12 protein-coding genes and 1 pseudogene are annotated in these 15,005 nt (G+C 34.0%); 11 read left to right on the top strand and 2 right to left on the bottom strand.

From position 1 onward, the window contains the following. The 4 genes from HCK02_RS10995 to HCK02_RS10980 all read left to right on the top strand — a co-directional run. Positions 1–1,213: family 43 glycosylhydrolase (locus HCK02_RS10995; protein ID WP_167630158.1), on the top strand; the 1,213-nt coding region annotated here is incomplete at its 5' end. Positions 1,214–1,224: 11 nt separating this feature from the next. Beyond that, a complete protein-coding gene (locus tag HCK02_RS10990) occupies positions 1,225–3,501 on the top strand; it encodes a beta-glucosidase (RefSeq protein ID WP_167630157.1) in 2,277 nt (758 codons plus the stop codon). A gap of 34 nt (positions 3,502–3,535) precedes the next feature. Then, positions 3,536–4,729: an MFS transporter gene (locus HCK02_RS10985; protein ID WP_167630156.1), complete on the top strand. Its 1,194-nt coding sequence runs from the start codon at positions 3,536–3,538 to the stop codon at positions 4,727–4,729. Between the two features lie 50 nt (positions 4,730–4,779). After that, positions 4,780–6,363: an alpha-L-rhamnosidase-related protein gene (locus tag HCK02_RS10980; RefSeq protein ID WP_167630155.1), complete on the top strand. Its 1,584-nt coding sequence runs from the start codon at positions 4,780–4,782 to the stop codon at positions 6,361–6,363. Positions 6,364–6,500: 137 nt separating this feature from the next. Here the strand turns inward: HCK02_RS10980 and HCK02_RS10975 are convergent, their stop codons facing one another. Then, positions 6,501–7,358: an IS3 family transposase gene (locus tag HCK02_RS10975; RefSeq protein ID WP_167630160.1), complete on the bottom strand. Its 858-nt coding sequence runs from the start codon at positions 7,356–7,358 to the stop codon at positions 6,501–6,503. Then, a pseudogene (locus tag HCK02_RS14335) lies at positions 7,358–7,522 on the bottom strand (IS3-like element IS1076 family transposase); the annotation flags it as partial. The pseudogene HCK02_RS14335 and the gene HCK02_RS10975, both read right to left, overlap by 1 nt. Before the next feature lie 357 nt (positions 7,523–7,879). Here HCK02_RS14335 and HCK02_RS10970 point away from each other — a divergent pair. The 7 genes from HCK02_RS10970 to HCK02_RS10940 all read left to right on the top strand — a co-directional run bounded on the left by HCK02_RS10970 (position 7,880) and on the right by HCK02_RS10940 (position 14,788). Beyond that, on the top strand, positions 7,880–8,548 hold the full coding sequence (locus tag HCK02_RS10970; RefSeq protein ID WP_167630154.1) for a response regulator transcription factor: 669 nt from the start codon (positions 7,880–7,882) through the stop codon (positions 8,546–8,548). Positions 8,549–8,638: 90 nt separating this feature from the next. Further along, complete coding sequence (locus HCK02_RS10965; protein WP_167630153.1) at positions 8,639–9,556, top strand: ATP-binding cassette domain-containing protein; 918 nt, start codon at positions 8,639–8,641, stop codon at positions 9,554–9,556. Then, on the top strand, positions 9,549–10,352 hold the full coding sequence (locus HCK02_RS10960) for a hypothetical protein (protein WP_167630152.1): 804 nt from the start codon (positions 9,549–9,551) through the stop codon (positions 10,350–10,352). The genes HCK02_RS10965 and HCK02_RS10960 overlap by 8 nt, the downstream gene beginning before the upstream one ends. Positions 10,353–10,378: 26 nt before the next feature. Next, entirely contained in the window at positions 10,379–11,299 is a 921-nt protein-coding gene (locus HCK02_RS10955) for a sensor histidine kinase (protein ID WP_167630151.1), read from the top strand. A gap of 174 nt (positions 11,300–11,473) precedes the next feature. Continuing rightward, positions 11,474–11,737: a hypothetical protein gene (locus HCK02_RS10950; RefSeq protein ID WP_425482886.1), complete on the top strand. Its 264-nt coding sequence runs from the start codon at positions 11,474–11,476 to the stop codon at positions 11,735–11,737. A 1,250-nt stretch (positions 11,738–12,987) separates the two neighbouring features. After that, positions 12,988–13,488 carry a hypothetical protein gene (locus tag HCK02_RS10945; protein ID WP_167630150.1) on the top strand — a complete coding sequence of 167 codons (501 nt, stop codon included), beginning with the start codon at positions 12,988–12,990 and terminating at the stop codon, positions 13,486–13,488. Continuing rightward, positions 13,481–14,788 (top strand): glycosyltransferase family 2 protein, encoded by a 1,308-nt coding sequence (locus HCK02_RS10940; protein WP_167630149.1) that lies wholly within the window; start codon positions 13,481–13,483, stop codon positions 14,786–14,788. Before HCK02_RS10945 ends, HCK02_RS10940 begins: the two co-directional genes overlap by 8 nt. Positions 14,789–15,005 lie beyond the last annotated feature (217 nt).

The raw sequence follows: 15,005 nt of genomic DNA, 5'->3' as shown, positions 1-15,005 counted from the left end.
TCTTTATATTTATGGATCTCTAGATAACTCAGGAGATACAGAATTTTGTAGTACAAAGTATTTTACTTATTCTACAACAGATCTGGTAAAATGGCAAAATCATGGCGTCATATTTGATAGTATGGACCCTAGTTTTGGATTGAAGTCAAAATTAACTTTAGGTGCGCCAGATTGTTTATTTATTGATGACAAATATTATCTCTATTACTGTTCGTACGGAAATCGTATGGGGGTAGCTGTTTCAGAAAGTCCAGCTGGTCCATTTAAGCATATTGGGGCGGTTGAACCAGCAGATGGAGACAGTATTGATCCTGCTATTTTTCAGGATGAAGATGGAAGCGCTTACTATTTTTGGGGTCAATTTAATTTGAGAGGTGGAAAATTAGCTAAAGATAAGAAGACGATTTTGCCTGAAACAATTCAATATTCACTACTTAATGAACATGAACACGGTTTTCATGAAGGGGCTTCAATTAGAAAATTAAATGGTATTTACTACATGGTATACACTGACATCTCACGTGGGAAAGCGACATGTTTGGCTTATGCGACAGCTGAGCACCCATTAGGTCCATACAAGAAGCAAGGGATAATCATTGATAATATAGGGTGTGATTCGCAATGCTGGAATAATCACGGTTCCATCGAGTTGTATCAGAATCAATTATACGTGTTTTACCATCGTTCAAGTCAAGGAAGTATGTACAATCGTAGGCTATGTATCGAAAAGATTTACTTGGATAAAGATAATAAAATAAAAGAAGTTCCTATGTCATCTAATGGGGTTTCTCCTTGTATATCAACTGACGAAAAGATTCCAGTAAGTAGACTGTCAAAAATGAAAGTAAAAACTCCTTTTGATCACTTAGAACCGATGTCTCTTCAACCAAGTGTGAGTGATGAACAAGAGGTTTTAGTCTATACAAAAGAAAATGACTGGATCCAATTTGATAATGTGGACTTTGGTAAAGGGAAATACTTGATTGACATAGAGGTAGCCACCATTAAACCAATGAAAGTAGAAATATGGATAGGTGGTAATGAAAAAATTGGAGAGATAGAAGTGGAAGCCGGAAATTCATGGTCAAAATATAATTGGTTTAGCAAGAAAATCCAACCAATAAGTGGCGTAAATAATGTCTGGTTACTTTTTAAAAGTAAAGATTATTCTGTTGGTCGTCTTGGAAATATAAAATCAATCTATTTTAGATAGGGAGCATTAATATGGAAAAAAAAGACATTGAGTTAGCTGTTGAAGAAATTGTAATGAATTTATCCGTTTCGGATAAAGCTAAATTGCTTTCGCAAATTATTTGGGAAACCACCAATGTGAAGAATATTCATCCTTTATTAAGTCAATTTTTATTAGCAGATGGCCCTTCTGGATTACGACGTTTAAAAGAATACTTTGATGAAGATATCTATAATACGAAACCCAGTACTTGTTATCCATCTGTGAGTACTTATGCAAGTTCATGGGATCGTGAATTAGTGAAGAAAATAGGAAAACATATAGCTAAAGAAGCCTTGCAAGAAGAAGTCGATACATTATTAGCGCCAGCGGTTAATATTAAACGAAGCCCATTAGGTGGAAGGAATTTTGAGTATTATTCGGAGGATCCTTATTTAACAAGTGAATTAGCAACAGAATTTATTCATGGACTTCAAGATGAAGGTATAGGTGCATGTTTGAAACACTTTGCTGTCAACAATCAAGAAACTAGACGTATGAATATAAATGCCGTTGTAGATGAAACAGCATTACATGAAATTTATTTAAGGGCATTCGAAAAACCAATTAAAGTAGCTAAACCGAAAATGGTGATGACTGCTTATAATAAAGTTAATGGTGAATTTTGTGCAAGCAATCAAACTTTGCTGACTATTTTGCGGGAAAAATGGGGGTATGAAGGGGTTGTTGTGACAGACTGTTTTGCAGCACATGATTTGGCGGAAAGTATTTCATATGGTCTAACTTTACAGATGCCTGGAGAACAAGAAAACCAGATCGTCAATCAAATTGACCAATTAATACAAAATAAGCAATTGACAGAAGAGCAACTGACAAAAGCTGTTAAATATAATTTATATTTCTCTCTGGAGGCGGAGAGTAATAGATACAGGAGGAAAAGATATGATCGAGATGACCATCATCTTTTTGCACAGCGGGTTGCGGAAGAAAGTATGATTTTATTGAAAAATCAGGAGCAGTCTTTGCCAGTGCAGCAATCGGATTCTGTTCTTGTAGTAGGGGAGTTAGCTATAAAGCCCCACTTTCAAGGAGGAGGTAGTTCTCATGTTAATCCGTACAAACTAGAAATACCATTAGAGAAAATATATGAACACAGCAAAAATGTTGAATTTATGATGGGATATAGAATTGAACAAAAGGAACAAAATAGTCTATTAAAGAAGGAATTATTAGATAAGGCTAAAAATTTTGAAAAAATAATTGTTTTTGCTGGTTTACATGAATTATCTGAGTCAGAAGGATACGATCGGTTGTCATTATCACTACCCCCAGAGCAAAATGAACTAATTTACGAGCTTTCTAAAATTCATCCTTGTGTAATTGTCGTTTTATCTAATGGTTCTGTAGTTGAAATGCCATGGCGTAACGAAGTACAGGCTATTCTAGAAGGTTACTTGGGCGGAGAAGCAGGCGGAGCTGCTCTTGCTCGTATACTATATGGAGAGGTAAGTCCCTCTGGTAAATTAGCAGAAACGTTTCCTTTGAACTTACGGGATACACCAAGCTTTCTTAGTTTTCCGGGAGGGAAGAAAGAAGTTGTTTATCAAGAAGGGGTGTTTGTTGGATATAAATTTTATGATGCACTAAGAAAAGAAGTAGCTTTTCCCTTTGGACATGGTCTCTCATATACAACATTTAGTTATCGAATGGCAGACGACGATTTCATAAATCCCCAAAAATCGTCTGTGAAGCTATATATAAAGAATTCTGGAGAAATGGCTGGGAAAGAAGTTATCCAGATTTATGTACAAAGAAAGGATCGGCAAACAAGTATAATGCCGAAGAAATTAGTTGGTTTTGAAAAAGTGATGCTAAATAAGGGGGAAGAAAAACAAATTGAAATTGAATTAGATAAAAAGACGTGGATGCATTACGATGCAGATACACATATGTGGAAAGAGCTTAATGGGGAGTGGGAACTATCTGTAGGAAGTTCAGTAGAGGATATTCGACTATCGCGAATCGTTAACATTGATACGGAACCCATTGCCATTACAGAAGATAGCAACATTGGAGATATTGTTCGGATAGCAGGCAAGTATGAACAAATGGAAAAACTACTGCAGAATCATCCCAAATCACTTGGTTTTTTAGAAATGACTAAAGAAAAAGATCCGTTAAAAGCTATATCAATGGGGTCGCTAATGACTTTTAATACATTAAAACGAGCAGATGAAACATTAGGGGAAAAGGAAATTAAACAAATAATCAAAAAAATGAACCTAGAAGTTAAGGAAGAGAATCATTGAAAGTAAAATAGAATTTAAAAAAGGAGAGAGAATAATGGAAAACAGAAATCCAGCTAGTTTGTTATTCAAAATTTCAGTTTTGGCTATTTCTATTGATGCTACAGCTACAGGAATTATTAATGGTGCAATACCACTAATGCAAGAAAGCTTTAATGATTATCCAAAATATATGGTCGAATCTATTGCAACGCTTCCTAATTTAGCGATTCTATTGTTTATCATTCTAAGTTCCTTTATTACAAAAAAATTAGGTGTTAAGAAAACGGTTCTTTTAGGGATGATGATAAGTTTTATAAGTGGGATAGCTCCTTTTTTCTTTGATAATTTTTACCTCATTCTCGCTTCTCGCTTCCTTTTTGGAGCGGGGATTGGAATGTTGAATCCGTTGTCATACAGTGTTATTTCTTTTTTCTATAAAGGAAATGAACGTGCACAAATGTATGGGTATATTTCAACAGTTTCTAATTTAGCGAGTGTTATACTAACAGCACTTGCAGGTGTTTTACTACAAATTAGTTGGCAAACCAGCTTTTTAGCATATTTCGTGTTACTTGCTGTTTTCTTCTTAGTTCTTTTTGTAGTCCCAGATGTGAAAATTGAAAAGGAAGAAGTCAAAAAAACAAAGATATTAGAAGAACTTAAGGGCTTGAACAAAAGTGTTTTCGCTTATGTATTATGCATGTTTGTGTTGTTTACTGTTTTTATGACTTTTAATATTAAAATTAGTTCTTTGATTACAAGTGTTGGATATGGGTCTGCGACAGAAGCTAGTTTCATTCTAAGCATGACCGGAATGACGGGGATTATAATTGGAATTATTTTTGGCTATGTATATAAGTTTTTAAAAATGAAAATTTTTCCGATAGCTTTGATAGTAATGTCAATATCATTTTTCTTGATTGTTTTGTCAAAAAATTTGTGGATGACGAGCATATTTGTAATCATGTTAGCTAGTGCATTTTCATTCTTAGGGACATTTATTTTCTTGCGCTTATCACAAATTGTACCGGATGATAAAACAACAATTGTGTCATCACTCAATTTAGTTGCTATTAACTTAGGTGGATTTTTAGCCCCCTATACAATGGAAGCTATCTCTATTATTTCAGGAAGCAAGCTACCTTCTAGTTCACTAATTGCATGCGGAATTATTATTTTTGCTCTTTTTGTTATTAGTATAGGTGCACAGTTTTTTAGAAAATCTTCTTCACAAATAAAAACAGACTAGTTGATGATGAGAAGGTTAGTTTTTCGGATAATATAGAAAGGGGCGATGGTGTGTCATTCACTTTCCAAATTCATGAAAATATAGTATTTAATCGAAATGAAGAGTGGCTAAAAAAAGCAGAAAAAAATAAGCCTTCATTATTCAAAAAAAAGGTAACACCAAAAAGAACGCTTAAATTAATTAAAGAAAAGCAAACAGATAAATTAGAGCTAGTACCAGAAATAGTAGATATGGAGCAATTAGCCGAAAAAAGCTGTCGAAAGAAAGATAAAATAATTTTAGATTTTGGAGATCACTTTGTTGGCTATTTTCAAATTGACATTCATTCTGTTGGCTCACATATGGATGCACCTTTACATCTAAATATTAAATTTGCGGAGACTGTAAGTGAATTATTGACAGATAGAACTTCTTATGATGGCTGGTTATCCAGTTCTTGGATTGCGGAAGAACAGTATCACTTAGATCTGCTACCGGTTACGTTAGAGCTACCTAGAAGATACAGCTTTCGATATATAGAGATAACTGTTTTAGATACATCACCAAAATGGCAAGTGGCTTTTTCGAATCCTATTTTAACTGCGGAGAGTGCAGTTGAGAAAGAAGCAATAGAGCCTATAAAAACGACTAATCCACGATTGAAGAAAATTGATGAAATTAGTATTAAAACTTTAGCTGAGTGTATGCAGGATGTGTTTGAGGATGGTCCGAAGAGGGATCGCCGTCTTTGGATAGGGGATTTGCGTTTACAAGCGTTGGCAAATTATTATACATTTAACCATATTCCATTAGTCAAAAGATGTCTCTATTTATTTGCGGCAATGACCTCTCAAGATGGTCGAGTAAGCGCGAATATTTTTACAAATGGAGATGTGGCTGCTGATGATACTTTTTTATTTGATTACAGTCTGTTTTTTGTGTCCTGTTTACATGATTATGACGAACATGTTGACGATAAGCAAACAGTGAAAGAATTATATTCCATAGCAAAAGAACAGATCGATTTAGCTTGCTCGCATCTTGATGAAAATTATAAACTTGTTTTACCAAAAAATTGGCCCGTTTTTATTGATTGGAATGAAACTCTAGATAAGGACACTGCAGCATACGGGGTTTTACTCTATGTACTAAAGCAATTTATTTCATTAAGTCTTTCTATAGGAGATGAAAAAGCAAAAGAGTACCAAAATATATATCAACGCTTAAGTACATTTGTCCAAGAGAACTTATTTGATGAGACATTGGGGATTTTTAGAAGTGGCGAGAAAAGAGAAGCGAATCTATTTAGTCAAATATGGATGGCTTTAGCTGAAGTATTGGATAATAAAGGGAATCGGCTGTTAATGGAAAAATCAGTTAAGAGTTTTTTTCCAATTAAAAATATATCTACACCGTATATGTATCATCATATAGTAGAAGCTCTTTTTATTGTGGGTATGAACGAAGAAGCAATTCATTTAATAGAGAACTATTGGGGTGAAATGATTAATCTCGGTGCAGATACTTTTTGGGAAGCTTTTGATCCTAATAATACTCAATATTCTCCGTACGGAAATCCTTTAGTTAATAGTTATTGTCATGCTTGGGGAGGGACGCCAGCCTATTTATTGAGAAAATATCAGGTTGGATTATAGCAGTTGGGTTTGATAATGAAGCATTTTGAGAAAAGAAATAAAAAGGACGTCTTTCATTCGTTGGATCAATGCCAATAAAGTAGACACAAAAAAAGAAGAATTTATTTGGAGTGTCAATAGAAAAGTGGACATTGAAGTTAAGAGAATTCGTGATTTCGTTCAAAATCTGCAGGTGTTTGATAGTTTAAGCTCGAATGAATGCGTTTATAGTTATAATAAGTCTCCAAATAATCTGCTAATTCCAATCTAGCTTGTGCTTTTGTTTGGTACTGCTTTGGTGGAAGAACTTCTCGTTTTAGAGATTTATAAAAAGATTCCATTACTGCGTTATCATAAGGATTTCCTTTGCGTGATTGACTGTGAATAAAGCGATGATTCATCGAATACTCGTAAAAACGGTGTCCTGTATATTGTGAACCTTGATCCGTATGAATCATCAATCCCTTTTTAGGCTTTTCTCGGTGTAGTGCCTCTTCGAGGCTCTCTATGACCAAGTTATCCCGCATATGATCACGAATGGAGAACCCGACACATTTCCTTGTAAAACAATCAATAAAAACGCTACAATACAACATTCCTTCGTGTGTCGGTATGTAACTGATATCACCAAACCATAGTTGATTTGGTCTTTGTACATGAAAATTTTGTTTCACTAAATTAGCGCAGGAATAGATCGAGGGTCTTTGTTTTAGATACTTACGACGTCTTCCTTTGGTATAAAGCCCTTGTTTACAAAGTAAACGTCCGATTCTTTTACGACTAACAAAGCGCTGATGATTTCGCCTTAACTCCACTTGGATTCGTCTCGCGCCATATCTTCCCTTATGAGCAAAGAAAATCATTCGGATTGTATCACTCAGTACACTATTTTCCAGTTCTAAGTTAGAAGGTTTGTGTTGTAAAAATTTATAATAACCAGAACGAGAAACACCTAAATAAGCACATGCCCTTTTTACGGAAATAGCTTGTAAATGATTCTTGATATAGGCATAGATTACTCTTGGTTTTGCTTGAGAAAAACTTGGAACTTTTTTAGTATCTCTAGCTCCTCCTTGAGTTTTTTATTTTCTTTTTCTAAGCGTTTCACTTCTTTTTGAGAAGCAAATTCACGACTACCATTACCAGGAAAGGCACGTTCTCCATATTTTTCATATTCAGCTACCCAGCGATATCATGTATTTTCATGTACCTCTAAGTGTTTGGAGACAAACCTGACAGGGTGCTTATCCGTTAGGATAAGGCTAACTGCTTGAAATTTAAATTCTTTGGAATAGTGTTTTCGATTCATACTCAAGTATCCTTTCTCAAATCCGCTTATTTTTTCTGTCTACTTTAGTATAACCCTTCCACTGGAGGAAATTTAAGGTACAATAGGTAGAGCGGACTATGAAGAACCTTTAAAATATGAGCGATATGGTATCCAGCTTCTAAATTAAGACGAATGATCTTTAACACAGTTTCCCTAAATAAAAAATTGGTAAAATGGATTATCATCAATGATAAAGGAGTGTAGAAAATGACGAAAATCTTAATTGTGGAAGATGATTCACATATCAACAATCTCCTCTATGAAACTTTAGTTTCGGAAAGCTACAGCTGTACACAAGCATTTTCAGGAACAGAAGCATTGCTTTGCATAGAAAAGGAAGAGTATCAATTAATTTTGCTAGATTTGATGCTTCCTGGTGTTTCAGGAGAACAATTAGTACCAATGATAAAAGAAAGAAGCGCTGCTGCTATTATTGTCGTGTCATCAAAGGATGCACTTGATAGTAAAGTGGATTTGTTAACAATTGGTGCAGATGATTATATAACAAAACCCTTTGAAATTCAGGAGTTATTGGTGCGCATATTAGTACAATTACGAAAAAGTAGTTCATATCAAGGACAATCAGTTACCTTTCAAACCCTTACTCTGGATAAAGATAGAAATGCCCTGTTTGTATCAGGAAAAGAGATTCCTCTGACACATCGAGAATTTAAAATCTTGGAATTGCTCTTATCCTATCCTAAGAAAATTTTTAGCAAACAGGAAATTTATGAATATGCGTGGGATGAATTCTATATTGGAGAAGATAAAACAGTCAATGTGCATATTTCAAATATTCGCCAGAAAATTAAGAAAGAAACTGAAGAAGAATGGATTAAAACAGTGTGGGGAGTTGGTTTTACCCTACAAAGATAGGACTTTACCTTTTCTTTGCCTTTTTTTTTGCGATAAATTTGTACTTGTCAAATAGAATGAAGTAGCAAGAAAAAGAAGGAGGAAAAGTTGATGAGTAAATACTTATTAGAAACAAACGAACTAAGTAAAAAATATAAAGACCATTTTGCTGTCCATAATGTCAATCTTCATATTAAACGTGGGGAGATTTATGGGTTGGTAGGGAAAAATGGTGCAGGTAAGACTACTATTATGCGAATGATTAGCGGGCTTGCAACACCCACTAGTGGAGATGTTACTTTATTTGGAGAAACAGGTACCAAAGCAAAAACTTATTTCTCTCGAATTGGTGTACTAATAGAAGCACCAGGATTGTATGGCGGTATGAGTGCTGCAGATAATTTAAAGCTAAAGAAAATTGGGATTGGATTACATGAAAAAGACTATATTCCTTCTCTGTTAAGATTAGTAGGACTTGCTGATGTAGGAAATAAAAAAGTCAAAAATTTCTCATTGGGTATGAGACAAAGATTAGGCATTGCAATGGCTTTGATTGGCGAACCTGACCTATTAGTCTTAGATGAGCCCATTAATGGATTAGATCCAGAAGGAATTGTAGAAGTACGGGAAATTTTGATTCGATTAGCGCGAGAAAGAAATATTACGATTATGATTTCAAGTCATCTTCTAGAAGAACTGTCAAAAGTGGCAACGGTTTATGGATTTATCCAAAAAGGTGAACTGATTAAGGAAATTTCTCATGACCAATTGATGACAGAATGTAAAGACTATATTGAAATTAAATTAGATAATCCACGCCTTGCTACGCCAGTACTTGATCAAATGGGTATTACAGATTATAAAGTGGTCAGTCAGCATACCATACAAGTCTATGAACAATTAACTAGAAATAGTGAGATTAATTTAGCGTTTGCGCAGGCCAATGTTGCAATCCGTTCTATTACCATTTCTCAGGTTTCATTAGAGGATTATTTCTTAAACTTAGTAGGAGGTGGCGCAAATGCTTAATGTGATTAAGATGGATCTATATCGCATGTTTCGATCAAGAAGTACTTATTTGGTATTAGTAGGCATCTCACTTTTTATGGCTTTTATGATTCAGAATATGCATGGTTCAATTGGTAAAGAGGTTGATCCAGTTATTATTGGAATTGGCAATAATCCGGCGTTGTTAAGTGAGTCTATGAGTCTGCAAACCATTTTCCAAGTGATGGCTGGCAGTCGCATTTTTATGCTTGGAATTGCTGTGTTTAGTGTCATGTTTATCAACAGAGAAGATGTATCTGGATTTACTAAGAATATAGCAGGGCAAGTTCAAAATCGAGGCATGCTTTCTATTTCTAAATTTGTTAGTCTAAGCGTCTATGTAGCTCTTAATTTTGTTGTAGGAGTAGCTGTTTTATTTTTTGTGGGTAATATGGTCTTTGTTTCAATTACTGTAGGAAATGTATTTGGTTTGTTAGTTGAAATGGGTTTACAAATTATTTTCCATATTGCATTTGCAGCTATTATGTTAGGCATTATTGTTTTGGTTAAACAAGCAGTTGTGAGCATGTTAATAGGTATTTTACTGCCAATGGGTGGATTTTCATTTTTTTATCAGGCCTTAAATAATGGGATCCATAAATTAGTTGGATCAGGTGCTTTTAATATCAATGATTACACAGTTACAGGTATTGTTGCAACAGTTTCAACTCATTCCGCTACAGGGACAATTTTCAGAAGCATCATTGTCTCGTTAGTTTTTATTATTGTGATGCTAGCTTATAGTGTTACAATGAAACAAAAGAGAGATGTAAACTAAAAAATTCAAAGATAAGGGGGGATTATATGCGATTAGCTATCATTCTGATTGGATTGATTTGTCTATTTTTGCTGTTTCGTTTATTTCAGTATCGCCATCAGTTGAAATTGATCAATCAACAATTACAATTTATTCAGCGACATGATAGCAACCTCTTATTAACCAAGCAATTAAACAGTAAGCAATTAAATAAATTACTGTCATTGCTTAATCAGATGTTAAGTTTACAGCGAAATCATAGAATTGCTGTTCAACACCAAGAGCAACAATTAAAAGACTCTATTACTCATTTAGCACATGACATCCGTACGCCTTTAACCTCTCTTGATGGTTATTTTCAGTTGTTGATTAAAAATAAAGAGCCAGAAAAGCGAGAAGAGTATATTGGGATTATTGAGAATCGGATTCATGCGTTAAATGAATTATTGGAAACAATTTTTACGTATACCAAACTGCAAAATGATGCCTATGAGATGCATTTAGAAAAAATGCAATTGAATCAAACCTTGTATGAGGCTATTTTTTATTTTTACCAACATGTTTCAAACAAAGAGTTAGAGCCAGAAGTCGCTGTTACTGAAGAGAAAATTTTTGTTCTGGCAAATGCAGTTGCCTTAAATCGTGTGTTTTTCAATTTGTTAAAAAATAGTCTAGATCATGGTAATGGGGATTTGAAAATTAGTTTAACAAAACAGGAAAACCAAGCTGTTGTGAGTATTCAAAATAAGGTACTTACTGAAGATGAAATAGAAATGACACAAGTCTTCAATCAATTTTATATGTCAGACCAATCAAGAGCAGGTCAATCTACTGGCCTAGGACTCTTTATTGTTAAGGAATTTGTAGAAAAAATGAATGGAAAAATCGAGGCCATATTAAAGGATCAGCAATTTATAATATATTTAACTTTTCCTTTAATCAATGAGATGTCACCAGTTAAAGTCTAGAATTTATAAATTCTAGACTCTTTTTGCGCCAGCTAAAGAATGCGGACTTACATAACTGAAAAAGATTGATTTTAGTCTGAAATATAGTCTAGAATAAAAAGTCTATAGGATGAAGAAAAGAAGGCTTATAATTTTTTTCTTACAGTTTATTTTTGATATATTTTAACATGTGAAGTGGCAGATGAATTAAATATTAAAAATATAAAAGGTAGTTTTAATATGGAAATTAATGAATACAAATCATGGGTTGTTAGTTTTTATAAAAAAAGAAACTGGTATCACTATGATTCATTTATACGAATTGGCTTTTTGGCAGAAGAAGTTGGAGAAGTTTTAGGTAACTTATTTATCATTGCTGATAAGTATGATATTGAGTTTAACGAAATACTCAATTATCATAAATTGAAGCTCGAAGAACGCTTTAATGAAAGACTATGAAAGAAAAAGTACCACAAGTAAGAATTGTTTCAGTAATTACGATTAAATAGATCATTACCGGTTAATACTTATAATCTATTGGCGCTGATATGTTTGCTGATCGTTAGCCATTTTTAGTTGAGCATTTAAACAGAACGAAAAGGAGGTAGGATGTTTTGTGAAAATAAATATAGAAAACCAGTATGGAAAAGCGTCCATAAAGAGGGGATAAAAATAGATATCTTTCATTTGATAAAATTAGTTTATCGTCTGAATTTTAAGATGAGTTAGGGATGCCATAAGAATGATCCGTTTTTTTGTGTGCAGAAAATGAGTATTTTTCAAAGAGATCTAAAGAGCTCCCAACTTTGTCTCAAAGTTGGGAGCTAAGGGAAATAGGTACTGTTCAGTATACTCACGGCCATCGAGAGGAGTGAGACCGGTGAGCAGGGATCATACTGAAGTACTCCTTTTACCCTAACAAGTTTTAATATATTTGTCTATGGCAATTTTGTGAACATTTTATCTTTTGGAAAGTATAGGCGTTATTTTTGTAGGAAAGGTCTAGAAAGAAGTTGGAATGAACCGATTCCCTTTGTTAGGCATGCTACACTATAAATAGGATCAAAAATGGAAAGTTCAGGTAGCAATGAATTTATTTGAACTCCAACAATGGATTGAACAAGATCAGGTTCTCTCTTTTCATCTTAAGCGGAAAGTGAATGGAATAAGGATGCATTTAGAAAAAGGAAGAAAATTACAGATAAGTCCCGAAAAGCTCTTACTGATTGAAACGGATATTTTAGCTTCATGTTATTAAAAGCGGGACCTAATTTGCGAACTTACGCTCTCTCATAATTATGTACGGATGAGTCAATCGAGGGCTTATATTGAAACCCTACAAGCAACGAACTATAGAAAATATGATTTGAACGATATCGTAGACGTTTTTAAACAGGATGCGCTTTTTATACATTTCCTGATTCTTATGGGGCAATAGAAAAGAGTAGCTTTGTTAGTTAAGGTTTATTCACAAAAGAAAAAACAAAAGTCCGAAAACCTTTGCTTTTTCTCACACAAGTATTGAAATTTTTGCTATTAGATCCGATAGCAAAAATGCTTATATACCTATTTTAGACAATAAGCAAGTAGTTTTTAATGGGTTTAAGTGATGTCTAAAACAGGATAATAAAATAACGGATAATGATTGACAAATAATCCCTTTGTTGATTAACTATTTGTGTGATGAAAATAAGAAAGGTGTGAAAGGCGTGAAAGATAAGGGGAGAAGTTCATTTGTTGAAGACCGATATTTTGAGGAAGGTAACTGGTCTTTAAAAGTATGGCAAACTTTTTTCGCTATCATAATGTGGGTAATTGTTATTATTCCGGTATTTATTACTGCTGAATCAACGTGGTTGTCTTCACAAAGACATCGATTTATTTATTGGGAATATCGTGAAGGAAAAGTAGAAGTTACTTTTCTCGATTATACCCTGCTTATTTGCTTTATCGGAATAACGATTTTTACCGTTATCATGACGATTTATCAAAACCGTCGTTTTGCAAGAAAAGTACGTATTTCTCCACTTTATAATGCGACCACTAACAAACAAAAGGAAGCAATCATCGAACAGCTATACACAGAAAGATTTGGTTCAGCAGATTATCGCAAGTCTGTCCGCTTCTATAGCGTCAAGGAAAAACAAAATTTAGATACCTATGAAATATACAAACGTTATGTATCGGAAGGGATTGATATGAATGATTAGTGATGTATTTGGTCCGAATGGGTTTAATAGTGTTTTGTCTATTTGTGTTTTTATTTTATGCTTATACCCTGTTCTAGGTTCCTTTTTTTGGTTTGTCGGTTCCATATCATATCACTTTCTCAAACGATTCAAATACGATGAGGGTTGGGAACAGTTGCCAATGGAGAAACAGCCATTCATTACGATCATGGTACCTGCTCATAACGAAGAAATCATGATTGAACATACAATTACCTATTTATTTGAAGAGTTAAATTATCAAAATTATGAAGTGATTGTTATTGATGATGGTTCAAAAGATAGCACACCTGTTATTTTACAAAACTTACAGGAGAAATATGAAAAATTACGGGTTATTCGAGTTGAAGCAAATCAAGGAAAAGCACATGCCTTTAACCTTGGACTGGGATTTGCTAAGGGCGAATATATTCTTAGTAATGATGCGGATACAATTCCCGAAAAGAATGCATTGATGAAATACATGCATTTCTTTTTAGACCCTGACAGTATCAATACAGCAGCCGTTACTGCTAACATGGATGTTCAGAATCGTACTAAGATTATCGGTAAATCACAAACTGTAGAATTTTCAAGCATTGTTGGTGTTATTAAACGCAGTCAAGCTGCTATTAATAATGCCATGTATTCTTACAGTGGGGCTAATACCTTGTATCGTAAAAAAGCACTGATTGACGTTGGATTATTTCGGCAAAACCGTGCAACAGAAGATATCAGCATTGCATGGGATCATCAGCTAAATGGTTGGACGCCTCGTTTTGCCCCTAACATTCTATTTTATATGAATGTGCCGGAAACATTAACCGATTTATACCACCAGAGAAAAAGATGGGCTAAGGGTGGTACAGAAGTTTGGCTGACGAATTTCAAAAAAGTATGTTTACATCCAGTCAAAAGATTTCATTCCTTTATTATGTATATTGATCAAACATTGAGTATCATCTGGTCTTTTTTCTTTTGGATTACTTCATTCATTTTCGTTGCGCATATGCTTTACCATGGAATAATGGGAGAGACGGAGCGAATTTACCATGGATTTTATATGTCATTTATTTTTGTGACCTTCGAGATGTTCGCAGGTATATTACAGTTGCTAGCTGCCCTTATTTTAGATAATCGCCGTGCTAAATTTAAATATTTAATTTTTGCTCCATTTTACATGTTATTTTATTGGATGATAAATCCAATAACCATTGTTCTTACATTTTTCCCAGCTGTCAAGACTATCATGGGGAAAGGTACAGGAACCTGGCATAGTCCAACCCGTATAAAAATGAAATAATGACCTTATGCATAAGTCTTTTCAGGGATAACCAGATATAAAAAATATAAGTAATATATTTCGCTTTTGATTAAAGCAAAAGCCCCGACTGGATCAAAATCAATAAAGTAGACACAAAAAGAAGAATGTCAACCATTCTTCTTTCAGACTGTAGACAAAGTAGTGAAAAACTTTGTTTACAGTCTTTTTTTAGATATACTTGTGATAGAACATACAT

It is taken from the genome of Listeria valentina (assembly GCF_011800755.1).
GTDB classification, from domain to species: Bacteria; Bacillota; Bacilli; order Lactobacillales; family Listeriaceae; genus Listeria; species Listeria valentina.
Note: the sequence above shows the minus strand (reverse complement) of the source record. Positions and strands in the feature narration are given on the sequence as shown.

Bases quoted from the DNA above. Each gene is read 5' to 3' on its own strand.
- HCK02_RS10990 (WP_167630157.1), top strand. From the start codon at position 1,225: ATGGAAAAAAAAGACATTGAGTTAGCTGTTGAAGAAATTGTAATGAAT.
- HCK02_RS10960 (WP_167630152.1), top strand. From the start codon at position 9,549: ATGCTTAATGTGATTAAGATGGATCTATATCGCATGTTTCGATCAAGA.
- HCK02_RS10970 (WP_167630154.1), top strand. From the start codon at position 7,880: ATGACGAAAATCTTAATTGTGGAAGATGATTCACATATCAACAATCTC.
- HCK02_RS10965 (WP_167630153.1), top strand. From the start codon at position 8,639: ATGAGTAAATACTTATTAGAAACAAACGAACTAAGTAAAAAATATAAA.
- HCK02_RS10955 (WP_167630151.1), top strand. From the start codon at position 10,379: ATGCGATTAGCTATCATTCTGATTGGATTGATTTGTCTATTTTTGCTG.
- HCK02_RS10985 (WP_167630156.1), top strand. From the start codon at position 3,536: ATGGAAAACAGAAATCCAGCTAGTTTGTTATTCAAAATTTCAGTTTTG.
- HCK02_RS10940 (WP_167630149.1), top strand. From the start codon at position 13,481: ATGATTAGTGATGTATTTGGTCCGAATGGGTTTAATAGTGTTTTGTCT.